Origin of the sequence: Ohtaekwangia sp., from assembly GCF_036786105.1 — a bacterium.
Lineage (GTDB): Bacteria > Bacteroidota > Bacteroidia > Cytophagales > Cyclobacteriaceae > Ohtaekwangia.
The window spans coordinates 34,230-56,057 of the sequence record NZ_DAIQRQ010000004.1 but is presented as its reverse complement, the minus strand read 5'-3'; the positions used below and the strand labels follow the sequence as shown (position 1 = coordinate 56,057).

The following is a 21,828-nucleotide window of genomic DNA, read 5'->3' as shown; positions in this document are numbered from 1 at the left end:
CATCTTATAACCACATGATTTTATTTTTAGCATACGCTCTTGTCACAGTTTGAGTAAATATTTCCACAGCGCTTTTTTCCAAAAGAAACCCGGGGTGCGGCATAGTTCTTTGATACTGTAATGGTATATCAACATGCGTATGAAAAGCTTTAGACACCTCGAATTTATCAATACGCTCATTGAGCTTAACAGCGATCGTATTGCCTGTTATGAGCATGCTATCAGCCTCTTAAATGCAAGGGATGGAGCGTTGAATGCAACACCGTTCTTCGAACAATTGATACATGAGTGCAAACACAACCTCCGGGACTTAATGGCTGAAGTAAAAAAATTAAATGGCTTTACTTCTCACCAAACTTCGCTGATGGGGAAAGCAATGCTGGTGTGGATGGACGTGCGTTCATTGCTATCGCACCACCCTGTGAATGCCATACTATCCTGCTGCGAGGCAATCGACAAATTCGTGATGCGTGGCTATGATCGCGCCCTGGCTTCTACAATAAAGATTTCAGATTCATTGCGGCAGCGTTTGCTCGACCATCGTATTGCCCTGGAATCGTCTGATGCTCTGCTCCATACTTACAAGGCTTTGCAGGAAACATATATGCTTACTCAACATCATTCGTCATGAAAACTATAACGATGTATCTGGTTATGGTTGCTATACTTGCGATGTCGGCATGCCAGCAACCCAAGGAATCGAAAGAGATCGCAGAACAAAAGAACAAGGAAAAGTTCGAGAACAAGGCCGATGAAAAGGATGCACAGTTTGTTGTGGAAACTACAAATACACTGCATACACTGATTGCCCTTGCCGATGTAGCGCTTGAAAAAAATTCACCGCGTGCAGTAGCTACAGCAAAAAATGTAAAACCGGAGTTTCAAAACCTGCTCGATGAGGTGGAAGCGTATGCATCTGCTCATGTGATCAGTATACCTTCTGAAGCTACTGAACGATCAACAGATCACGTGCGAAAGTTACTTGACGAAAAGCCAAGCACCTTCGATACAAAATGGTGCAACGAGATACGCGACACAAACCGCGATCTTATCCGCGAAATGGAATCGTATGGTTCCAATACAAATGATTTAAACATCAAAACCTGGCTAAACAGTGCATTGCCACACGTACGCAATGTGCAAGACAAGCTGGTTGATTTTGAAAACAGATTATCTAAAAATTAACATAAAAAATTATGGCACACGCTGCTCCCATACCTCAAATGAAAACCCTGAATGCATGCCTCGATAAAATGGTAGAGCAAGGGTATGTTGAAAACTTCAGAGCCGCTGAGGGCGGACTCCAATCATTCGATTCGGATAAAATTTATGGTGCTAAAGACATCAACATTGTAAACTTCTACCGCTTTGAGGGCATCAGCAATCCGGACGACAACTCGGTACTCTATGTAATTGAAACTTCCGATGGTAAGAAAGGAACACTGATCGATGCGTACGGTGCATATGCTGATCCGGAAGTAGCAAAGCTGATCGTTGAAGTGGAAGAGATACAGAAACAGAAAGATTTCTCTCCGGGCGGAAGGCCAAAGTAATTTAATCAGATATATACTGCGTGAAGCTGCTCGTTAAAATAGGAAACACCTTAAAGAAAGCAGGCACTGAGTTCATCCAGGACAATGGTTTAAAACTCAGCGCCTCGCTCTCTTATTACACTATATTCTCACTGGGACCTATATTGATTGTTATCATTTCATTGGCCGGTATTTTTTGGGGGAAGGAAGCTGTGCAAGGCAAAATCTATGGGCAGATCAATGGGCTGGTTGGTAATTCTGTAGCCTTGCAGGTACAAGAGATTATTCAAAACATAGAAAAGTCGCAACTGGGAACATCAGGCGCTATTATTGGTGTGATTGTACTGCTTCTGGGTGCTACCGGTGTGTTTACTGAAATGCAAGATTCCATCAACTATATATGGTCGATCAAGGCAAAGCCCAAGCGTGGCATTGTGCGGCTGATCACTAACCGGCTTATCTCCTTTTCGTTACTCATTGGCCTTGGCTTCTTACTGATGGTGTCGCTGGTGGTAAATGCATTGCTGGAATTGCTGCACGACAAACTTGAATATTACTTTAATGATATATCGGTATATCTTTTCCAGGGAATTAATTATGTAATGATTCTGGGTGTGATTACATGCCTGTTTACCATTATCTTCAAAGTATTGCCCGATGCTAATATCCACTGGAAAGATTCCTTTATCGGCGCTGCATTTACTTCTGTGTTGTTCCTCATCGGCAAATCGCTGATCAGTTTATACGTGGCATACTCCAATATAGGCGTAACGTATGGTGCAGCTGCTTCTATAGTCATTCTGTTATTGTGGGTATATTATACATCAATCATTCTTTTCTTTGGCGCTGAGTTCACTAAAATATATACCGTAAACTATGGATCGGGTATCAAGCCTGACAAGACCGCTGTATTTATCGTGAAACGAGAAGCAAAGGAGTTACCGGCAGACGAACGAATCGTTACACCTTTGCCGCACCCCGGATCATTCTGATACGCACATGGATCTTCGATCGCATTATCCATACTGGCTGCTTCGACATGGCATTGTTAAAATATACCCTTCTGTTACAGAATCACTTCGTGCCGATATAGCCATTATTGGTTCAGGCATTACAGGTGCGTTGGTGGCGCACAGGCTTTGCAAAGAAGGGTTTGATGTGGTAATGGTAGATAAGCGTCACGTAGGGCAGGGAAGCACAGCCGCATCCACGTGTTTGTTACAATATGAAATAGACACGCCGCTGCACAAACTCATCCATATGGTCGGCGAGCGAAGTGCTGTAAGGAGCTATGAGCTTTGTCTCGAAGCCATCGATACACTTGGTAAGATTGCCAACAACTTCAGGCATGTTGAATTTGTACGAAAACCAAGTTTTCAATTCGCATCTTTCAAGCGTCATGTGGCTGATCTGAAGAAAGAGTATCTGTTACGAAGAAAGTATGATATTTCCAGCGTTCACTGGCTCACGGAGAGCGATGTTGCCGATCGGTTTTCATTCCATGCACCCGCGGGATTATTATCGCATGATGGTGCTCAGATTAATGCCTATCGTATGACGCACTCGCTTCTTTATGCGGCACAGCGACAAGGGCTTCGTGTATACGACAATACATTGGTAACAGCGATCCGCCACCACAGGCAATCGGTGGAGCTTACACTGGATAGCGGCTGCAGGTTAACCGCGCGCAAACTTATTATTAGTTGTGGCTATGAATCGCAGGCATTTATACCGAAGAAAATAGAATCATTTCATTCCACATACGTCATTATCAGTGAACCGTTCAATCATACGCACTTCTGGTATAAGAACGCGCTGATTTGGGAGACGGCTAACCCGTATATATACCTGCGCACCACATCTGACAATCGTATTCTTATCGGCGGCAAAGATGATGCGTTTTATAACCCTGAAAAACGCGATCGCAAGTTAAATCAAAAAGCGCTACAATTGCAGCAGTCGTTTTGCAAACTCTTCCCACATTTAAATTTCAAAACAGATTTTTCATGGGCGGGTACTTTCTGTGGAACGAAAGATGGATTGCCTTATATCGGGAGTATTCCCCAACGACCACACACTTACTTTGCACTCGGCTTTGGAGGTAATGGTATCACGTTCGGGCAAATAGCCGCTGATTTTATTTGCGATATGTTACTGCAAAGAAAGAATAAGGACCTGCAGCTTTTTTCATTTACACGTTGAATAACAACGATGAAAATTGCTTTTACTGAAAAATATTTCCGATTTAATACTGGAACGCTTTTATTCACACATAGAAATTGGAAGATGAAAAAACTACTGATCATATTTACGCTGGCACTTCACACCGGTTGCGCTCAAAAAGGGCCCTTGTATACGAAGGCTATTGAATTTCTACCGGGCGAGCGCCTGGCAGAATTAAAGACGTCTACTCTGAAAGAAGTTTCTGACCTGGCGGCCAGCGTTAACAATCCCGGTATGTTGTGGGCACATAACGACAGCGGCAATGGTGCCGATGTTTATCTGGTAGACAAGAATCTTAAAATACAGCTCACCTGCAAGCTAAAAAATGCAGACAACCGCGATTGGGAAGACATGGCTGTGGGTCCGGGACCGGACCCTGATAAAACCTATATTTATATGGGTGATATTGGTGACAACAATGCCCGCTATCCATATAAGTATATATACCGCTTTGAAGAACCCGTTTTGAAACCGGGCGAAGAAGAACTTGAAATTACAGCCTTCGATACGATTTGCTTTCAATTGCCCGATCGGAAAAAAGATACAGAAACGCTTTTCATCGATCCCCAGTCAAGAGACTTGTATATAGTTTCCAAGCGTGAAAAACCTGTAGTGCTTTACACCTTGCGTTACCCGTATTCTACATCCGATACGCTTACTGCCGAAAGTGTTATGACACTTCCCTTGAAAGAAATTGTAGCCGGAGATTTTTCAGCCGATGGAAAGAATATACTTCTGAAAAACTACGAGCACATTTACTGGTGGGCGGTGCCGGAATATAAACCCGTAACAGCCATCTTTCAGGAGCAACCAAAAGAGGTTCCCTACAAGGAAGAATACCAGGGTGAATCAATAGCCTGGGCCAGGGATGGCTCCGGTTTCTATACCATTAGCGAAAAAGGTGGCGGAGAGAAATCGTACCTGTATTTCTACAAACGCAAGAGCCGGTAAGACTATAGCTTCTTATTCTTCCACCTGCCGGAGCGCAGGTATAAATATGCCATAGAGAACATCGATGTCCAGTATACCCATTCGGAACCCCAGCCCCATGTAATGGGCAAATTCAGATATTCCAGCACCACATAGCAATATATACTATACATTACGATCGTTACCAGTTCGATGGTGAGGTTGACTACCGTGTTCCCTGTTCCGGTAACAGCATTCAGCCAGACTGTTCCGAATGACATGAGCAACAGTGCGCACGAAACAACGCGCACCACCGGAATAGCATCCTGAATAAATCCACTTCCCTGTCCGTAGAATGACAGGAACCATTCCGGCACCAGGTTCAGCCACAGAAAAATGAAAGCTGAAATGCTAAAGCTTATACCGGCAATTCGCTTGATGAGCGAGATAACTTCCTCCTGTCTTCCCTGACCAATAATATTACTTACCATGGTATTGGTAGTAGAGGCAAAGGCCCACGAAAAAATACCGAACAAGCCAAAGATGTTACGCATGGTGTTGGAAATAGCCAGGGCACGTGCACCATGGTGCTCTATAAGTATATAGAAATACTCCCAGCTTGCTATGCTGATCGCGTATTGTGCCACCAGCGGAGACGACTGCAGCAGGATCAGTTTAAAGATCGATGCATCAAGCTTTACCTCATCAAAGAAGGCAAATGCCTTGTGCATACCTTTGATGTGTATAACTATATAAATTACCAGCAAGCCAAAACCTTCTGCAATGATAGAAGCATAGGCAGCACCGTTGAAACCTATAGCCGGAAAACCAAATTTACCATAGATAAAAGCATAGTCGAAGAAGATATTGGCCACAGCTTCACTTAACGTTCCCCATACCAGGAATTTGGTCTGGTTTGTTCCCACCAATAGCGCGTTGCGCATAACATACAGGTATAGCAGGGGCAATCCCCAGATACGGATCAACAGAAAGTTGATTGCCATTTCGGCAATAGCGGCATCGTGTATCACCACACGCAGTACCGAAGGCGCTAACGTATAGGTAGTCGCAATACCGACACCCGATACTGCAAGGGCAATCCAAACGCCATGAAAGAAGAGGCGGCCTATCTCCTGAGGCAGGTTCTGTCCGGCTCTTCGGGCGATCAGCGCCTGTAAGCCATTGTTCAATCCGTTACCTATTACGGCGAAGATCAGATAATAAACCCCTGTTATGCCGGCACACGCCAGTTCCCGTTCTCCCAGACCGCTGAGAAAAATATTATTGGTAATAAAATTTATCTGCGGCACTACCATGGCCAATGTAATGGGCAAGGCCATGCCGAGAATCTGCCTGTAACCTGTTTGTAATTTTAATTCCATTGAAAAAGCCGCGGCGCAAAAGTATCAAATGTTTTGTGTGCATACAGGATTGTTATCCTTTGCTTTTGCGTTTTTTCCGTGGCTTCGGAATCTTGCCGATGCGTTGATCGCCGCCCAGTATATAGCTACATGCCTTGATAACCGACTCTTCAAAATCAGCACTGTCGTAAGGCAAGTTTTGCCACGCAGTGATGCGCCCTCCCAGCAATTTTACTGAACGCATGGAGGGAAAATCGGGTTTCAAACTTTCATGATGTTCCGGTGCTGTAGCGATCCACACACCATTATCGTCTGTAAAATCGTCTCTATTGCGTAAGATTAACACAATCTTATCTCGAACGTAAACGGCATAGCAACCAAACATTGGCTTTACTACCGGTTCAGCGGCAAAAAGTTGTTCGAGTACAAAATCAAATGGTATCGTCTTTCTGTTTTTCATTTTCATGCGACACCATCCAATGTACTGGTTTATACTTGAATAGGCCAGGTCAATGCTATAAATTGCCCTCAGCCTTTGTTTTGTCGCCAAAATGAAATTCCGTGAATGTACGGATCAACCGGCTGCGAATTATTATGTTACCGCGATGAGTTGCTTTCAATGGAGGCCGTGATATCATCAAATACAGGCTGTAGTTTTTTAAAGATCTGTGCAATGGAAGAAGTAAGTGCTTCAATCGTAACGGGTTTTACAATAAAATCAGTTGCGCCATGGCGGAGTGCCTCTGCTACGTAAGAAGGGTTCACGGTAGTGGAATACATGATTACCGGTACATTTTTGAGGCGTTCTATTTTACGGATTTCCTGCAAACACTCCTGGCCGTTCATGCGGGGCATGTTGAGGTCTATAAAGATGCAGTGAGGCAGAAACGATTCCTCTTCCTTAAACCTGGCAATGGCATGTTCGCCATCATTCGCAGTTACCAACTGCACGTCAGTACTCACTCCCTGTAACGCCAAGCTAAAAATATCACGATCATCTGCATCGTCCTCTACGAGCATACAACAAATTGAAATTCCCATACCTTCATGTCTTAATAAATAAAATCTGTTTGCAACACGACAGGATGGTCAACGGTCCGTACGCATGTTAAAACAACAAATTGCAACAGCAATCTTTTCAAAATTAATATACCAAATTAGTTTATCTGATCTTGTAAAATTGATTTTATTTCTCTGTTATTTATTTATCCGGTTCTATAATTCCCTCAGATCACTCCATATACAATGTACACGCGGGCACGTAACGGGTTACGTTACCAGCAATGCAAAACGATATGGAGCAGTACTTACCAAGGGTAAATACTGCAGCAATCTGTAAAGCAACAAAAAAATGGATTAGTAATCGGTACAGGGAATCAGGCCGCCTATATACCCGGCATACAACCGGTTACTACTTGCCTCCGAGTACTTTAAAGGGAAACATAAAGATTGCTCCGATAAGTTTGAAAACTATCTCCAGGCTAAAGCCCAGTATGCGGAAGGGTAACAGCAGTAACCATATTATGGGGAGCACAAACACCATCACTAACGCTAACGGCCAGCACAAAACAAACAAGATACACCAGAGCAACATCGCTACTATTGTTTTCATAAGCACTGTTAATTTTAACAAGTGCTCTGCAATCTATCTACCAGTTTTATAGTATCTGATTTATAGCCTTTTACAAAAGTGAAGAAGTCGCAATATTTCATAAGCGTACATCGCAGTGATCACAACTGTACATTTTTTGAGTGCATTAAACCTTTCAGACACTACAGAGTCTAACAAAAAGAAAGGCAGGGAAGCAACATGAGAAGATTCTGTTTATACATAATGACAGTAGTAGCCATGGTTATGTGGTTGGGTAGCGCTACCGTGGCAGAAGCACAGCACAGGCATCGCGAACGGATGGTACGCAAACACGTCCGTCATCGCGTAGTGGTTCGTGTACACGTTACGCGAAGAGCACACATGCGCTACGCGCACTGCCCACGATGGGGAACCTTTGTAAGTGTTGTGCCTCGCACGGCCGTAATCATAAATCGCGGGCCGCAGCCATATTACTATAGCGATGGAATTTATTATGCACAACGCCACAATGGTTTTGTAGTAGTACGTCCGGCACCCGGTGTACGCATACGTGTTTTGCCTGTGGGTTACAGGGCCGTAATAATACGTTCGCCCCGGCCCTATTATTACTACTACGGAACATTCTATGCAAAAGCTGATGATGTGGATGAGTATGAAGTAGTAGACCCTCCGGTGGGTGCCATTGTAGATGCACTACCCGATGGCTACGAAGTAAAGACCATCAACAACCAGGAGTATTATGAACTGGATGGTGTATACTATGCGGAAGTAGAAACACCTGATCTGGAAGATGGCGTTGGTTATGAGGTAATAAAGATTTAGCCCTATACTTCCCGGTTATAACTCATTTACCAGAACTTCCACCACGGCTTTTTCTTGTTATGCTGTTCAGCAGATGACGTTTGGGTTGCTGACGATGGCGCTGATGCAGGAGGCTTGGGTTTATGCTTAATAATATGTTTGAAGCCATGTATAGCAAGAATTTTTTCTGTGCGTTCCTGCAAAGGCTTTCCCTTCACCGGATCGACCATGGCAACGAAACTTGCATAGCCTTTTATAGAGGCGAGTAGATTTGGCGAGTTCTTCCAGTGCTTGCCTTCCAAGGTTCCATCTTTTTCAATCTGAAAAAGCAATGCACGAAAGCGATCCAGCTCTTTTGCATTTACAGCGGGCTTGTCGTTTACTACTATACCTGTAACTTCTTTTCGCGCGCCTTTGCGTAGCACACGCAGTTTATCTGGATGTATCGTAAGGTTTTCCTCCTTGATGATTCGCTTTACAAATCCAATCAGCGTCCTCGTGCTATTCACTGCTTCACCCGATGCGGAGAAAGTAAGATCATCGGCATAACGGGTATAATTAAAATTCAGTTTGCTGGCTATACCTCTTAACCGTGCATCAAGTTTACGGCAAATGATATTGGTTATAGCCGGACTGGTGGGCGCACCTTGCGGGAGGAAGCGATCGGCCCCTGCAGCAAAATACGTCTGTCCATCAAGCTCTATCTCATCACATTCTGATTCGGTCGAGATAAGTCCAAGTATAGTGGCTAAATGTTCGGAGTATCCCAATGATTTATACAGGCCCTTTACCCGTGCATAACGGATCGATGGAAAGAAATCTTTCAGATCGATATTGATAACTACTTCGGCCTGCACATGGGGCAATGCATTGGTAACGATGGAACGTTTCAATACAAAGCCGTGCGCCTTGTCGTCTATCGTTACTTTGTTGAGTATATTTTCCAATATCCAGTGCTGCGCTTTTTTCAAACGCGGCATAGGCGTAGAGATCAGGCGTTTGCCTCCTGTTTTCTTCGGAATATAAAATCGCTTGTAATGATTGATCTTGCTTACGGTTCGGTTGAACGAAAGGAAGCGTAGCTCGCCAACCGTTATACCCATGGCTTGTGCTAATGCTTCTGCTGCATGGAAGACCGGCAGCTGATAGGTGGCCAGTTTAGCAGGATCACTTTCTTTATGATTGAGTCCCTTCGAAACATCCTCGCCGAGGTATAATATATCTTTTTCTTTCCGTTCTTTCCAGCGTGCGGCTTTTTCTTCACGCTTTTGCTTGCGCAGCTTCTTGTTCTCTTCACGCTTTTGCTTTGATTTCTCCAGGCGGGCCTTGCGAATTTCCTTTAGTGCCTCTTCTTTGTTTTTGAATTTACGCTGCTGCTCCAATAACTGATTTAATTCCTTTACAAGCGCAGCTTCCTGAGCAATGAGAATTTCCGGCATGGAAGGAATGCCATTTTCCTTTTTCCAGAAGCCGAGGCGCTTCATCTCTTCCAGTATAACCGCTTCTTTGGTAGAAGCCTTGATCCGGTCGTAGAGCTGCTGACGGGTAACCTGAGAGTTGTCTGCCATAAGGGTAGAAAAAAGGTAGCGGAGAGTATCCTTCGTCATGCTGAGGACTGGATCGGTCAACTCAAGCGAGACGCTACTACCATGTTATTTCAATTCCCGGAATTTGCACCGGAAATGACATGGTAGTAGCAGGATCGCACAGTTAAGAACGGGCCAGTGGCGCGTTAGTAAGCTGTGTACAAGGACGGTGATACACCGCCCGGATTGCAAGGTCTTAATACCCTTCCGCTACCGTGGTTAAAACTAATTTTATAATTATACTTTGCAAAATTATTTACTGCTTTTCACGCAATGCTATACGCAACGCGAGCATGTGCTCGCAAGGGCCCTGCATCAGTTTATGTTGCTGATAAAAATTACAGGTACACTTACCACTCACCGCACGTTCATCAGCATCAATCAACATTTCGGGTTGATAGGTTTTATCTTTGTCTTTTACCGTGCCGCTCAGCGCTTTTTTACCTTCGCGGTTTACATATACACTGGCCGTTACGTGGTTGGTCAATACAAATCGTGTGGCGGCTTCTTCACGCGGATTGGCAAACCGCAGCTCTTCCATGGGCAACGACTCGCGCGACAATTCACGAATGCGATAAGAATCGTTGTTGATGTCGTAAATCACACGGCCCACTTGTGTAAAGGCAGCGAGTGCACCCAGTACCAGTTTTTTATCAAGGCCCAGGTGTGCGGCAAGGCTGTCGGGTTTCTCAACCCATTTCTCTCGAAGGCCGGTATATACCCGCTGCATGGTCATGCTGTCCACTTCCAAACGTGGTGCGAGTAAATCAAAATTACCGAGACGTGACCAGTCGTTCACCGTCCAGCCGGAGAGTCCTAATGTAAAGTTAAGATCACCCAGGTCTGCTATATAGAATGACGGAAGCCCGGAGCCAAGCAGCACAACTTTAAAGCTATTTGTTACCGGTATAAGTCGTTCAAGCAATAACAACCTTCTTCTTCCCCAGATGCGAACCTCGCGCGCTTCAGCACCCTGGTATATCGAGCGGGCACATTTCACTTCATAATTCCATGGTTCGAAAATCAGCCTCACAGGCTCACCGGGTTTTAACACCCAGCGTATGGATCGCGGGCCTTCTTTTTCTTTATACCTGCGCAGTATAAAGCAGATGTTATATACATCCATGGGATGGAGTTGAAAAGAGACAGACGGTACCGTCATGGCCGAGCTAACCTGTAAAAATCCGCGTACCCAGCTTGCCGGCACATCGATCTTTACCTCTTTGTAGCTCTCTTCCCGTGTAGTCTGCACTTCAAAGCCCGAAGGGTCTATTGCGAAATGCGTCTCCTTATATTCGCGTATCTTTTGAAATTCATTATACAGATCGGAAGAGTAATCAATGTTGGTAGTGCCGCACTTAAATTCGTTTACTTTATTAAACACATTATAGTTGCAGCCTACTTTTCCGTACGAGGATTCATCCTGGCTGAAGCATTCAAAAAACAATTCATCAGGATGTACAGTTATTACCGGGTCGAGCACGATCCATTGATCGCGGTTCGCGTGGTAAAGGTGTTCAAAATATTTGCGTTTAGCTTTGGCAAACGGGCCAATGATTTCTTCTTTTTGCTTGCGAACAGTTTCAAGCTCGTTGCGTACTGCTTTTACTTTCTGCTCAACATCCACCGAACCGCGCATATACTCCGCCAGCCAGATGTCTTCCTGCTGTTGTGCCCATGCTTTATAATCCGATTTATCTTTGGGTTTATACCTGAAATCAGACACTACAATATCGTGCAAAGCAGAGATCGCCTCCCGGAAAGGTATATGCTTGTTGAGGTATCCCGAAAAGTAAGTGGGATCACGGTATACATCCGGAGCAAAGCTCATGTTGGTTGCATGTGCGTTGCTTGCTACAGCAGTATCACCTTTGAATTTATAGTTGAATTCCATAACTGCCTTTCTACGATTTAATATAGTCTGTATGCTGCTTCATAACGAGTGGCGATTGAATAGCCGGGTAGCGCTGGTGAATATCACGCAGTGCAGCAATACACGCAGCTTTCTCTTTAATAGCCACCGAGGCCGACACCCAGGTAAATATAGCCGATGCAATGCGTGCTGTATCTTCATTTGCCAATGACTGCTTGCGCAGAAAATCCATAACCCGCGCTTTTGCTACCCTGCCTTTATTTACCTGCGACAGGAGTGTAACAAAGTATGGTTGCAAAGTGCGAATGATTTCTATATTACCACCGGCATATTTTTCGAGATACGCTGTAGTAAATAATTGCACTTTGGTATGTGGGTGCTGACTTAACTTGAGCAGGTAATCAGTTCCATGATCTGCTTCAAAAAAGCGGGTAATCATCTCACGACCGAAATCCTGTACATCTTCGCGCACGCTGTCGCATAGTGTTACCAGTAAATCGATTGTCCAGTCTGACGCTGTAAATGTATTGCGAAAGAAATCAAACGCGAAGATGCGCGTGTCTTCCCAATAAGAATCAGTTATTCGCAGCGCTTCCTCTTTGTTTGCCCGTATCATGTCTGGATATTTTCTGAATATATTCCAGGTATATACGCGCACTTCCTGTTGTGGATTACTGGCAAGCTTTACAAGTTCGGCTGTTGTTAATTCTTCTTCTTTGACATTCTGTTTCAGGAGAATAACTCCCATTTGCTGCGCAGCCTTGAATTTTGAATTGAGCAGCAACAGCGTTCTTTCTTTTGATATTACGGAGAGGCTGCTGTTTAATTCGTTGGCCAGCAAACTAAGCAAGTCATCGTGCAATCCTTCATACGATTCTTTCATCAGGAATGCCGGCACAAACAGATTGACCAGCTCTGTGCCAAATGCAGGGTAAACTTTTGTGAGGCGGAAAATGATAGGCCGTACGGCATTGCGCACATCCTGCAGTGGCGAAACACAGAAGCTGACCAGTATCTCTTTTTTACTCATCAATATATTTTCCGGGAAACGTCCCAGCAAGGCTATACCTATACTTCTTGAATTAATGTTGTTCGACTGAAGAAGTATCTGTAGAAAATCTTCCGGCAGCTCTTCCGGTTTCACAACGTGATTCATCAACAGTTTGCCGGCCAGTGTATGAATTTCGCTGGCTGTATGGCGGAACAGATCCTTCACTATATCCAGACCGATGCTCCGAAGGTTCGCAGCAAATGCAATTACCAGCGTATCGGAGAGTTGTGTTGCCAGGTATTTATCTTTTTCGGTTTCAATATTGACAGTTGCCAGATACGCTATTGTTTTCGCAATAATGATATCGGCTTGTTGTTGTGTAAATGAAACGGTGGTGAGGAAATTACGCAGCCAGGCATGTGCCTCGGTTGTTTCCATGAGTAGCAGGTCGGCTACAAATTCCGTATCGGCCAGCAACGTTGCTTTTTGTTCGGCTACCCATTGCCCGGCCTGCTCACGTGCTTCCGCCAGGTTGCTATCCAGCATCGCTTTCAACAAAGCCTTGTCGGGGGCGGAGCGATCATATTTTTTGCGGGCCAATGCAAGACCTGACTGTTGCGTACGTACAAATAACGAAGCCAGAAAATGCAGGATGTGCTGCATCTCTACCTGATTTTCAAAGCCAGGATTTGCATCAAATACTTTCCATGCAAATTCATGCACGCGCTCTACCTTGCTGAATGATAGCAGTGTGATGATCTCATCAGGCGCATTATTCCATAGATGTGGATACGCCTCTTCGCGCATCGAAGGTGCCGGTTGTCCGGGTACATACGGTGGCACACAAGCCCACGCACGATCGCCCGGAATATACCTCGGACTATTTTTATACAATATCGTATTGAATGCCTGATAGGCGCTATAGCTGTCTAAGTGTGTAATGCGTTCAATGCGATTATGCCTCCGGGTGGCAGCATCATATCCGTATGTTATGTCGATCGTGTGGTAGGCCGGTGTGAGATCGCGCGCATCATCGAACGCGAGCAATATATCAGTCGCCATTTCTGTATAAGACGATTCACCGGCCTCACCATAGTGTCGCAAAAAGCGGAGAACCCGTTTGGTGAGATAAGCCTTGGTCTTATTCGAAAAGGCTATATCTTTTTTATCGGGCCCCATCCATGAATTGGATTTATAGGCAGCCGCATTCCGCTCGATGTTGCGCGCAATTACACCATAGGTGGCATAATCTTCCAGCATCTCTGCAGTTTTAAAAATATGGCGCACATACTTAAAGTAATTGGTTTTGAGCGGTATGTCTTCGAGTACTTTTAAAAATATTGTATGCAATGCTGCATCCTGCCGCGAAAGTTGATAGAGTGCTATAAGATACTCATTCGATGCCGTTTTCAATTCAAACAGATATTCCCGAAGCTGCTTCTGTACAGCGCTATAGTTTTTATCCTCAATATTTTTACGCAACGGCGCAGGCAGTACCTGCAGGGCTTCATGCAACAGTGCATCCTTCTCTTTGCCATTGGTATATTTTAACAATACCTCGATGAGCAATTGCTGTGTAAAAGGTTGTAATGTTTTTGCCTTCTGTTTCAGCTCTTGCAGGAAGGGGAGCGCATTTATCGTTCCGCATCGGCCTATTGCCCAGATCACTGAGTATATATTAAAAATATCGCCTGGCTCTGCAAGCTTTATGATGGAAGGTATAGCTTCCTGGATCTTCAGATCACCGGCACGCCATATAACGCGTGACAATGACCAGTTCTCAGGCTCATCTCCTGCCACTGCCGTCTTCAGGATCTTTACAATGGCCTTCTTGCGTTTGTCGCCAACGGGCTTAGTCTTTGGCTCGGAAGATGTAATGATCTGCGCTTCGCCTGCAGCCACGTATCCTTTCTTGCGCTTCTCCTGTTCAAGCGCGGCAAATACTTTTTCCGCTTCGGCAAGCTCTACCGGGAAGATTGTTTTTGTTCCATCCTTTAATGACGCACCTCTGCGGCCGTACCGGAAGTTAACGACATAACCTTCACCTGCTTCACAAAGATCAATTTCATATACCTTGTCGGAAGAACCTTCCTGAAAAAATAGTTTGACTTGTTTAACTAATTTCAACGGATCAGAATGTTAGGGTTGAGTAGTTGGCTGTACACTAAATATTACAATCTGAAATATAGAGTAATCGCAGAAATTTTTATCGGGTGTCCATAGATTTTTTATTTGCAAAATAAATAGCAAAAAGCACCTCACCCGGTTTAAATCAAAAACAAACACGGCTTTCCAAGGGCGATCATTCTTGCGTAGAAGCTGGCAGGGGTGTTAGTAATACTTAAATCACGACCTTGTCGCATGAAAAAATACATTCCGCCTCTTCTGGTGTTGTTACTTTTGGGATGTACCTAACTATTGTGATATAGGGAAGTTATTGAGGGGTACTGCTCCTCACGATCAGATATAAGCCTATAAATATAGTGGCATGCCTTGTTAAGCATACGTTGCAAAATTGATTTACAACCTTTAACTTCCATAGTATCGACCCGCTATCGCGCATTGCTGCACCGCCTGTATCTGCAGATATATCGCTTGATGGAACATTCTATAATCGTTATGATTTTACGTATGATCAAAAATAAAAACTGGCGGCTGTTCACTTCACTACGCCCGATCCGGATGACTGGGAATGGGAACTTATCATCAGCTATAATACGGATGGTAACGTAACGAAGCTGGATTATGAGTTTACCACAGGACAAAATGTTGGCAGCCACTCGATCGTAACCGTGCAACACTATGACGACAAGTCTGGTATGTATAATAATATCGCTGTATGGAAATATATTATGCCGCTACCCTGGAATAACAGTGACGCAGCTCCTATACTCGCAGCACTGAATACTAACAATCCGCTGGATTATCACATCGGAACACAATCGTACCAGTACATATACCTATAACGATCAGGGATTCGTGTTAACCCGCAGCAATATAGACAGCGGCACATCCGGCATTAATAACAGCTTTACGGAGTCGCTTGTGTATGATTGCAATCCCGGATCACACGAATTCCTTATTTTATATTGACTTGTTTTCAGAAGTAAATATGTGAATGCAGCCCGCATTAGAGTTATCAGAATTTGTTTCATAATGGCCTATCGCATAAACAGGGTATACGCCCCCGGTCGCTATATATCGACCTTTGCAACATGAGGCAGAACCGGTGCAATTATCCATCAACTTGTGGAAACCGTATAGTATAAATCAATATAGCAGGCTTCTTTACGCTGGTTTATACGTTGGCACAGATTTTTGATTGCTCCGATTTACCCGGACTGTAAGGTAAACTATATGAAGCACGCTATACGAACTACACTCCTGATATGCATTGCTGTAATGGTGCCCATGGTGGGCTCTTATACAAAAGAGGCAAGCCTGAAACGCACTTTTCGTTTAAAGCGGGAAATAAGCTATACGCTTGAAACGGTAACGATCTATAATCCTGTAAAAAGGCAGTGCGATAAAACGCCCTTAATCACAGCCAGTAACGCCCGGATTGATCTTAAAAAACTAAAAAAACGCGAGCTGCGATGGCTGGCGCTTTCGCGCGATCTGCTGAAACGCTGGAATGGTAATTTCCATTATGGCGACACCGTACAGCTTACAGCTGGCGACCCGGAAATCGATGGCATTTGGGTTATCCAGGATAGTCTTAATAAGCGCTACAAGAATCGTGGCGATCTTCTTTTCGATAGCGGTGTTCGCAAGTTAGGCCGTTGGAATAACGTAAAGATATCAAAGACAATCGCTACTCCTGTTTTGTATCCTGTAGAAGAAGCCGTTCTCGATGAAAGCTGTGTATCGTACCCATAATTAACTTGGTTGGGGAAGCGCTTCTCATGGATGTGTAAAGCTTTCCTTCCCTCGGCGGAGCAAGTGGTTTTTATTTTAAAGGAACAGAAATTTATTCTCCTGGTGCACAGGTAAATAAAATTCATCATCTTAAAATAATTACTATGGATACGAATGTATTGACAAACACTTCACACAAAGAAGGGAAATTAGCAAAAGCTATCGAAGAACAAACCGCCAAGCTGCCATCGGATACTTTTCTATGGGCATCCTTTGCTGCGATGGCCGGATCGCTTACCCTGAAGGTCTGCAAGCTAAACCACATGGCATTATTTGTTGGGCAATGGGCAGCTCCTTTTCTTTTACTGGGTATTTATAACAAGATTGTTAAGACTGAAGGTCACGACAAAACATCGTGATTGCTGCTGTATATACCTCCGGCCATGATAAATATGGAACCGGAGGTATATATTTATTGCTGCGCGAATGTATCGACAGCAACCTGTTCAGCCGCCGATGTATAGCTTGAAACATTGCGCCACCAGGTAGAACCAGATGCAATGGAATCTAGTTGCAGAGACTGACCTATCATAGGCGTAGTTACTTTTACTCTCAATTTTTCGGCTTCTTTCAGTGCACGCTCTACGGGTTCGCGCCAGGGATGTATCGATAATCTGAATTTTCCCCAGTGCACGGGCATATATATAGCCGCCTGCAAATCTTTACTCGCTTGTACAGATTCTTCCGGAAGCATGTGAATATAGGGCCAATAGTTTGAATACTGGCCGCATTCCAGCAAGGCAAGATCAAACGGCCCGTATTTTTCCCCGATCTTTTTAAAGTCATCGTGATAGCCAGAGTCGCCACCGATAAATATCCGATGACGTTGCGTTTTTAAAACAAAGGATGCCCAGAGTGTTTTGTTACGGGTAAATCCCCGGCCCGAAAAGTGACGTGCAGGTGTAGCGATCAATTCAATGCCTGCAAACGGCCAGGTGCTTTCCCACCAGTCAAGCTCCTGTATACGTGCCTCCTCTATGCCCCAGTAAATGAGGTGCGAGCTTACGCCCAGCGTTGTGATAAATGCTTTCGCTTTATTCTTAAGCTTTACAATGGTGTTATAATCGAGGTGATCGTAGTGATCGTGTGTTATGATAACCAGGTCTATATCCGGGAAGTCATCCGCAGAATAACGCATGGTGCCCGGAAAACTTTTTGTCCCTGCATACTGCACAGGCGAGGGACGTTCACTGAATACAGGGTCTACCAATATCTTTTTACCTTCCAGCGTAACAAAGTATGAGGAGTGTCCGAACCACACGAGCTGCCCGTCCGGCAATGTTTTTAAATCAGTCTTTACATAAGGCACAGGCGTAACCGGTTCGCGATCGATACCTTTACGAAAGAACTCTACCAGTATTTTAAAGTAAGAAACGCCCTTGGCCATCATGGGTGTGTTGACAGAGTTTTGAAAGTGGCCATCGTGATATTGTGGCGATTTACTTATTTTCTCCAGAAGCTTGCCGGAAGGTAATTTTCCAAATGACTTTTGTTGCATAAAAAGGAAAGTAAGACACGCAATAAAGATGACTATTATAGCTATTATCTTCAATAATTTGCGTACCATCTTCATGCTGCATAGTAAGTCGCAAAGTCACCGGCAATTATTGTGTAGTGGTTAAAAAGCGATGGCCGTTTTATTGCTAATGTTTTAAAAATGCTGTTGCTATAAAGATGCCATAGATCCAAAAGTTATAAAGCACGGTATAGGCTGCGGCGGTCAGTATGCTTGCAGAAAGATCGCCCTTTGTTTTGTGCGAGTGTCTGAAAACCAATCGCAAGGCCCGGAAGAAGACCCAATATAACATTCCCATAAAGGCAGCTATAACGAACAGGATTGCATTACAAAAAAACAGTAGCAAGCCTGCCAGCAATACCGCCACCAGAAGCCAGAGAATTATGCTTAATATGATTCCCGCTATACTACCTTCCCCATCATCCACATCTAAAAAATCAAATGAGATGTGCGGTGTACCCGTGATTGAATCGGTGAAAGTAATTTTATCGGCTGGAATAATGGGTATATCAACTTTCTCGGCTCGCAGCTTTATACCCTTATAAAGTCCGGCACTCGTAAACCAAAAAAAAGCTGCCGACAGAATGGTAATACTCCACATGGAGTTTTCAAAGAAAGTGTGATGCGTTCCCAATCCCCAAAAATATACTCCCAGCACTGTTAATGCGATAACGATCAAACTGATGCGAAACAGGTTAACGGAGCTTACCAACCTATATGTTTTAATCTTCGGTTTCATTACCTTCCATAACGGCAAGTCCAAAAAAGTAAGCCGGCGAAGTGCGAAATAGTCTGCATAATTTTAAAACACAGCGTATCCTTTTCCTATCTTTATCGTAGTGCCTATGCTATGCTTTGGAAAATTGGCAGTTTCCTGCTTGTCATACTTCTTACCATACTGGTATATATCAATGTAAAGTTATACCACAAACCGTCCTTGCATGTAGTTGATGGCGACACTGTTCAATACGATCTGCTTTGTCAGCTTCGTTACCTCAATGCCGCTTTACAATCTGGCAAAGCTGCTGATATGCAACAACTTTACCCGGAAAGCTTTGTGTTTATGCAAGTCGTGACTGGTTTGGCCTGGTGCGATTTCGCTCGCTCACTAAAGCCAACATCTCCCTTGGGTATCGAAGCACATCATGCAGTAGAGCAATGCTATCGGACTATAACCTCCGATGAAGCCCGATCTACCTTTTACAAAGATCTACCTGTACCATATGAAGCATTTTATACAGGGTGGAGCAATTATCTGTTAGAAGAAAGCTTGCAATGGAGGACCCGCTTGAACGAAGTGAAAATGATGTTACCTACTTCAAAGAGCAGTGCGCCGCTATAGCAGAGGCCGTAAGCGGAAACAAATCACCTTTTCCTGAATCATATCCTGATGCCGCATGGCCAGCTGATATTGTGATTGGAATTGCATCGTTGAAAATCCATGATCAACTGTTTGCACCAGCATACGAATCTGTTATTTCCAGGTGGCTTGGCAAAGTAAGAAATCACCTTGATCAACACGGCATGATTCCACATGCTGTACATTCACTTACCGGTAAGACACAAGAACATGCAAGAGGTTCTTCGCAAAGTCTCATGCTAATTTTCATACATGAAATAGATTCAACGTTTGGTATGCAGCAGTTTCAGCTTTACAGGAAATACTTTCTCACTTTCCGATTAGGCATTCCTGTTATGCGCGAGTATCCGTATGGTACAACAGGGCATGGAGATGTAGATTCGGGACCGGTTGTTTTTCAAGCGGGCGCTGCTGCCAGTATAACGGGCATGCGTACACTGGCTACCTACAACGATCAAGCTACTGCCTGTGCACTTCGTAATGCAACAGAAGCTTTTGGATTTGCCATAACGCGTAACCAAGAGAAGAAATATTTATTCGGGATGCTACCGATGGCTGATGCCTTCATTGCATGGTCGCATGCTGGCATTGCACCAACTTCCACACCTGATAATTCTTCGCGCAATAGATTTCATCTCTATAGTGTACTGGCTGCGGCCGTTGTAGTAACGTTACTTTTCTACACATTTCAATCATCATTTTTTAGCAAAACAAAAGTTGAATAAACCGTTAACTTGCTACGCATTATTGCCAACAGGATGGTTCTGACAAAATTATTTAATGATTTCTTTAATAGTGAGCGCGCCTCAGGTGTGATTCTGGTCTGTTGTACATTGTTTTCGTTGATTGCTACGAATGTTCTTCCAGGATATTTTGAGTTTTGGCACATACAAATTGCCAGTCATTCGATAACAGATTGGATAAACGATGGACTGATGGCGATCTTCTTTTTACTGATCGGTCTTGAACTGGAGCGTGAAGTGTATACCGGTGAATTATCTACTGTAAAAAGCGCATTGCTTCCGGCTCTTGCTGCACTGGGTGGCATGCTATTGCCAGCCTCTATCTATTATTTTATAAATAACAACGGAGGAGACACGCGCGGCACGGGTATTCCTATGGCAACTGATATTGCCTTTGCATTGGGAGCTTTATCGCTGTTGGGTAAACGTGTGCCTTCTTCGTTGAAAGTATTTCTTACAGCGCTGGCAGTGATCGATGATCTGGGCGCTATTCTGGTCATTGCTATATTTTATACGAACACACTCCATTGGATGAACCTCGGCATTGCTGCCGGTATATTTGCTGCGCTAATAGTACTAAACCGATTAAAAGTATATACTTTATGGCCTTACCTGGCAGGTGGTGTCGCAATGTGGTACTTTATGTTGCACTCGGGGGTACATGCCACTATTACCGGGGTATTGCTGGCGTTTGCTATTCCGTTTGGCAATGGAAGCCAGCATTCAATATCTTACCGGCTTCAGCACTTTTTGCACAAACCGGTTGCATTTATTATACTTCCTGTATTTGCATTGGCCAATACAAGTATACCAATAAGCCATGATTTTTATTATGCTCTTGGCGGCACCATCAGCCTGGGCATTATGGCCGGGCTATTGGTTGGCAAACCGCTGGGAATTTTTGCATTTACCTATGCAACGGTGAGGCTGAAAATCGCCAGCCTTCCGGCCGATATAGGATGGAAACATATCCTGGGTGCAGGAATTTTGGGCGGCATCGGATTTACGATGTCAATCTTTATAAGCCTGCTGGCGTTCGATTCTGAGCCATTGATCCACCAGGCAAAAATTGCCATTATGCTGATCTCGACCATAAGTGGCATCATTGGATTTATATATCTGCGCACAACACTAAAAGAGGAAGCTTCAGAGCAGGTGTAATTATACTACTACCTCCCACTTACCACGATCATCTTTTGCATAGGAAAGACCGTTGCTCATCAGGTGCACTTCTTTACCCGATACATCTGTAAAGCTTTTCTGCTCATATACACGAACGCCTCCATTTTCACGCGTCAGGAAAATGATAAGCGCATTGAGCGTGGGGGCAACATCGTGCAGCCACAAATCATCGTTTTCACGTACAAATGCCTGGCTCATAGTATTTATGAATTAACAGGGTAGTCTAAAAAATGATGCCGGTC

Annotated in this window: 23 protein-coding genes; 13 read left to right on the top strand and 10 right to left on the bottom strand. The window is 44.2% G+C overall.

What is annotated here, in order from left to right; all coding sequences use genetic code 11:
• Positions 1 to 139: 139 nt before the first annotated feature.
• The 6 genes from V7Q33_RS03150 to V7Q33_RS03125 all read left to right on the top strand — a co-directional run bounded on the left by V7Q33_RS03150 (position 140) and on the right by V7Q33_RS03125 (position 4,706).
• The gene (locus V7Q33_RS03150; protein WP_333818876.1) at positions 140 to 631 is read left to right on the top strand and encodes a DUF2383 domain-containing protein; all 492 of its coding nucleotides are present in this window, start codon (positions 140 to 142) and stop codon (positions 629 to 631) included.
• Complete coding sequence (locus V7Q33_RS03145; protein ID WP_331981447.1) at positions 628 to 1,185, top strand: DUF4142 domain-containing protein; 558 nt, start codon at positions 628 to 630, stop codon at positions 1,183 to 1,185. Before V7Q33_RS03150 ends, V7Q33_RS03145 begins: the two co-directional genes overlap by 4 nt.
• An 11-nt stretch (positions 1,186 to 1,196) precedes the next feature.
• Positions 1,197 to 1,553, top strand: a complete 357-nt coding sequence (locus tag V7Q33_RS03140) for a hypothetical protein (RefSeq protein WP_331981444.1) — start codon at positions 1,197 to 1,199, stop codon at positions 1,551 to 1,553.
• Between the two features lie 20 nt (positions 1,554 to 1,573).
• Positions 1,574 to 2,524, top strand: coding sequence for a YihY/virulence factor BrkB family protein (locus V7Q33_RS03135; RefSeq protein ID WP_331981441.1), 951 nt, complete (start codon positions 1,574 to 1,576; stop codon positions 2,522 to 2,524).
• 7 nt (positions 2,525 to 2,531) lie between these two features.
• Entirely contained in the window at positions 2,532 to 3,734 is a 1,203-nt protein-coding gene (locus tag V7Q33_RS03130; RefSeq protein ID WP_333818874.1) for an NAD(P)/FAD-dependent oxidoreductase, read from the top strand.
• An 84-nt stretch (positions 3,735 to 3,818) separates the two neighbouring features.
• Positions 3,819 to 4,706, top strand: a complete 888-nt coding sequence (locus V7Q33_RS03125) for a lipoprotein (protein WP_333818873.1) — start codon at positions 3,819 to 3,821, stop codon at positions 4,704 to 4,706.
• 2 nt (positions 4,707 to 4,708) lie between these two features.
• On the opposite strand, the gene V7Q33_RS03120 is transcribed toward V7Q33_RS03125, so the two are convergent.
• The 4 genes from V7Q33_RS03120 to V7Q33_RS03105 form a co-directional block, all read right to left on the bottom strand.
• Positions 4,709 to 6,046 carry an MATE family efflux transporter gene (locus tag V7Q33_RS03120; RefSeq protein WP_331981203.1) on the bottom strand — a complete coding sequence of 446 codons (1,338 nt, stop codon included), beginning with the start codon at positions 6,044 to 6,046 and terminating at the stop codon, positions 4,709 to 4,711.
• Between the two features lie 52 nt (positions 6,047 to 6,098).
• A complete protein-coding gene (locus tag V7Q33_RS03115) occupies positions 6,099 to 6,491 on the bottom strand; it encodes a hypothetical protein (protein WP_333818872.1) in 393 nt (130 codons plus the stop codon).
• Between the two features lie 131 nt (positions 6,492 to 6,622).
• Positions 6,623 to 7,066 (bottom strand): response regulator, encoded by a 444-nt coding sequence (locus V7Q33_RS03110; RefSeq protein ID WP_331981209.1) that lies wholly within the window; start codon positions 7,064 to 7,066, stop codon positions 6,623 to 6,625.
• A 370-nt stretch (positions 7,067 to 7,436) separates the two neighbouring features.
• Complete coding sequence (locus tag V7Q33_RS03105; protein WP_331981212.1) at positions 7,437 to 7,637, bottom strand: hypothetical protein; 201 nt, start codon at positions 7,635 to 7,637, stop codon at positions 7,437 to 7,439.
• A gap of 222 nt (positions 7,638 to 7,859) precedes the next feature.
• Between V7Q33_RS03105 and V7Q33_RS03100 the strand changes: the two genes are divergently transcribed.
• Positions 7,860 to 8,438, top strand: coding sequence for a DUF6515 family protein (locus tag V7Q33_RS03100; protein ID WP_333818871.1), 579 nt, complete (start codon positions 7,860 to 7,862; stop codon positions 8,436 to 8,438).
• A gap of 26 nt (positions 8,439 to 8,464) precedes the next feature.
• Here the strand turns inward: V7Q33_RS03100 and V7Q33_RS03095 are convergent, their stop codons facing one another.
• From V7Q33_RS03095 to V7Q33_RS03085, 3 genes are all read right to left on the bottom strand, one after another.
• The gene (locus V7Q33_RS03095; protein WP_333818870.1) at positions 8,465 to 9,985 is read right to left on the bottom strand and encodes a reverse transcriptase family protein; all 1,521 of its coding nucleotides are present in this window, start codon (positions 9,983 to 9,985) and stop codon (positions 8,465 to 8,467) included.
• A gap of 274 nt (positions 9,986 to 10,259) precedes the next feature.
• Positions 10,260 to 11,897 carry an SWIM zinc finger family protein gene (locus V7Q33_RS03090; RefSeq protein ID WP_333818869.1) on the bottom strand — a complete coding sequence of 546 codons (1,638 nt, stop codon included), beginning with the start codon at positions 11,895 to 11,897 and terminating at the stop codon, positions 10,260 to 10,262.
• A 10-nt stretch (positions 11,898 to 11,907) separates the two neighbouring features.
• A complete protein-coding gene (locus tag V7Q33_RS03085; RefSeq protein ID WP_333818868.1) occupies positions 11,908 to 14,994 on the bottom strand; it encodes a WGR domain-containing protein in 3,087 nt (1,028 codons plus the stop codon).
• 665 nt (positions 14,995 to 15,659) lie between these two features.
• On the opposite strand from V7Q33_RS03085, the gene V7Q33_RS03080 reads away from it, so the two are divergent.
• From V7Q33_RS03080 to V7Q33_RS03070, 3 genes are all read left to right on the top strand, one after another.
• Positions 15,660 to 15,833: a hypothetical protein gene (locus V7Q33_RS03080; protein WP_333818867.1), complete on the top strand. Its 174-nt coding sequence runs from the start codon at positions 15,660 to 15,662 to the stop codon at positions 15,831 to 15,833.
• Positions 15,834 to 16,224: 391 nt separating this feature from the next.
• A complete protein-coding gene (locus V7Q33_RS03075; protein ID WP_333818866.1) occupies positions 16,225 to 16,746 on the top strand; it encodes a hypothetical protein in 522 nt (173 codons plus the stop codon).
• A gap of 143 nt (positions 16,747 to 16,889) precedes the next feature.
• Positions 16,890 to 17,144 (top strand): hypothetical protein, encoded by a 255-nt coding sequence (locus V7Q33_RS03070; protein WP_331981232.1) that lies wholly within the window; start codon positions 16,890 to 16,892, stop codon positions 17,142 to 17,144.
• A 53-nt stretch (positions 17,145 to 17,197) separates the two neighbouring features.
• Here V7Q33_RS03070 and V7Q33_RS03065 read toward each other — a convergent pair whose 3' ends face one another.
• Both V7Q33_RS03065 and V7Q33_RS03060 read right to left on the bottom strand, forming a co-directional pair.
• On the bottom strand, positions 17,198 to 18,283 hold the full coding sequence (locus V7Q33_RS03065; protein WP_333818865.1) for an MBL fold metallo-hydrolase: 1,086 nt from the start codon (positions 18,281 to 18,283) through the stop codon (positions 17,198 to 17,200).
• Between the two features lie 145 nt (positions 18,284 to 18,428).
• Complete coding sequence (locus V7Q33_RS03060) at positions 18,429 to 19,040, bottom strand: hypothetical protein (protein ID WP_333818864.1); 612 nt, start codon at positions 19,038 to 19,040, stop codon at positions 18,429 to 18,431.
• A 111-nt stretch (positions 19,041 to 19,151) separates the two neighbouring features.
• On the opposite strand from V7Q33_RS03060, the gene V7Q33_RS03055 reads away from it, so the two are divergent.
• Genes V7Q33_RS03055 through nhaA form a run of 3 tightly spaced genes read left to right on the top strand, consistent with a single transcriptional unit; the run spans position 19,152 to position 21,565 of the window.
• Positions 19,152 to 19,643, top strand: coding sequence for a hypothetical protein (locus tag V7Q33_RS03055; protein ID WP_333818863.1), 492 nt, complete (start codon positions 19,152 to 19,154; stop codon positions 19,641 to 19,643).
• Positions 19,577 to 20,386 (top strand): hypothetical protein, encoded by an 810-nt coding sequence (locus V7Q33_RS03050; protein WP_333818862.1) that lies wholly within the window; start codon positions 19,577 to 19,579, stop codon positions 20,384 to 20,386. The genes V7Q33_RS03055 and V7Q33_RS03050 overlap by 67 nt, the downstream gene beginning before the upstream one ends.
• Before the next feature lie 9 nt (positions 20,387 to 20,395).
• Entirely contained in the window at positions 20,396 to 21,565 is a 1,170-nt protein-coding gene (gene nhaA, locus V7Q33_RS03045) for a Na+/H+ antiporter NhaA (protein ID WP_333818861.1), read from the top strand.
• Here the strand turns inward: nhaA and V7Q33_RS03040 are convergent, their stop codons facing one another.
• Entirely contained in the window at positions 21,566 to 21,784 is a 219-nt protein-coding gene (locus tag V7Q33_RS03040; protein ID WP_331981247.1) for a hypothetical protein, read from the bottom strand.
• Positions 21,785 to 21,828: the final 44 nt, after the last annotated feature.

Excerpts from the sequence above, each read along its gene's own strand:
- V7Q33_RS03125 (WP_333818873.1), top strand. The coding sequence starts at position 3,819 with ATGAAAAAACTACTGATCATATTTACGCTGGCACTTCACACCGGTTGC.
- V7Q33_RS03095 (WP_333818870.1), bottom strand. The coding sequence starts at position 9,985 with ATGGCAGACAACTCTCAGGTTACCCGTCAGCAGCTCTACGACCGGATC.
- V7Q33_RS03100 (WP_333818871.1), top strand. The coding sequence starts at position 7,860 with ATGACAGTAGTAGCCATGGTTATGTGGTTGGGTAGCGCTACCGTGGCA.
- V7Q33_RS03105 (WP_331981212.1), bottom strand. The coding sequence starts at position 7,637 with ATGAAAACAATAGTAGCGATGTTGCTCTGGTGTATCTTGTTTGTTTTG.
- V7Q33_RS03040 (WP_331981247.1), bottom strand. The coding sequence starts at position 21,784 with ATGAGCCAGGCATTTGTACGTGAAAACGATGATTTGTGGCTGCACGAT.
- V7Q33_RS03115 (WP_333818872.1), bottom strand. The coding sequence starts at position 6,491 with ATGAAAATGAAAAACAGAAAGACGATACCATTTGATTTTGTACTCGAA.
- V7Q33_RS03145 (WP_331981447.1), top strand. The coding sequence starts at position 628 with ATGAAAACTATAACGATGTATCTGGTTATGGTTGCTATACTTGCGATG.
- V7Q33_RS03120 (WP_331981203.1), bottom strand. The coding sequence starts at position 6,046 with ATGGAATTAAAATTACAAACAGGTTACAGGCAGATTCTCGGCATGGCC.
- V7Q33_RS03110 (WP_331981209.1), bottom strand. The coding sequence starts at position 7,066 with ATGGGAATTTCAATTTGTTGTATGCTCGTAGAGGACGATGCAGATGAT.
- V7Q33_RS03130 (WP_333818874.1), top strand. The coding sequence starts at position 2,532 with ATGGATCTTCGATCGCATTATCCATACTGGCTGCTTCGACATGGCATT.
- V7Q33_RS03150 (WP_333818876.1), top strand. The coding sequence starts at position 140 with ATGAAAAGCTTTAGACACCTCGAATTTATCAATACGCTCATTGAGCTT.
- V7Q33_RS03060 (WP_333818864.1), bottom strand. The coding sequence starts at position 19,040 with ATGAAACCGAAGATTAAAACATATAGGTTGGTAAGCTCCGTTAACCTG.
- V7Q33_RS03065 (WP_333818865.1), bottom strand. The coding sequence starts at position 18,283 with ATGCAACAAAAGTCATTTGGAAAATTACCTTCCGGCAAGCTTCTGGAG.
- V7Q33_RS03070 (WP_331981232.1), top strand. The coding sequence starts at position 16,890 with ATGGATACGAATGTATTGACAAACACTTCACACAAAGAAGGGAAATTA.
- V7Q33_RS03140 (WP_331981444.1), top strand. The coding sequence starts at position 1,197 with ATGGCACACGCTGCTCCCATACCTCAAATGAAAACCCTGAATGCATGC.
- V7Q33_RS03090 (WP_333818869.1), bottom strand. The coding sequence starts at position 11,897 with ATGGAATTCAACTATAAATTCAAAGGTGATACTGCTGTAGCAAGCAAC.
- V7Q33_RS03055 (WP_333818863.1), top strand. The coding sequence starts at position 19,152 with ATGCTTTGGAAAATTGGCAGTTTCCTGCTTGTCATACTTCTTACCATA.
- V7Q33_RS03050 (WP_333818862.1), top strand. The coding sequence starts at position 19,577 with ATGGAGGACCCGCTTGAACGAAGTGAAAATGATGTTACCTACTTCAAA.
- V7Q33_RS03075 (WP_333818866.1), top strand. The coding sequence starts at position 16,225 with ATGAAGCACGCTATACGAACTACACTCCTGATATGCATTGCTGTAATG.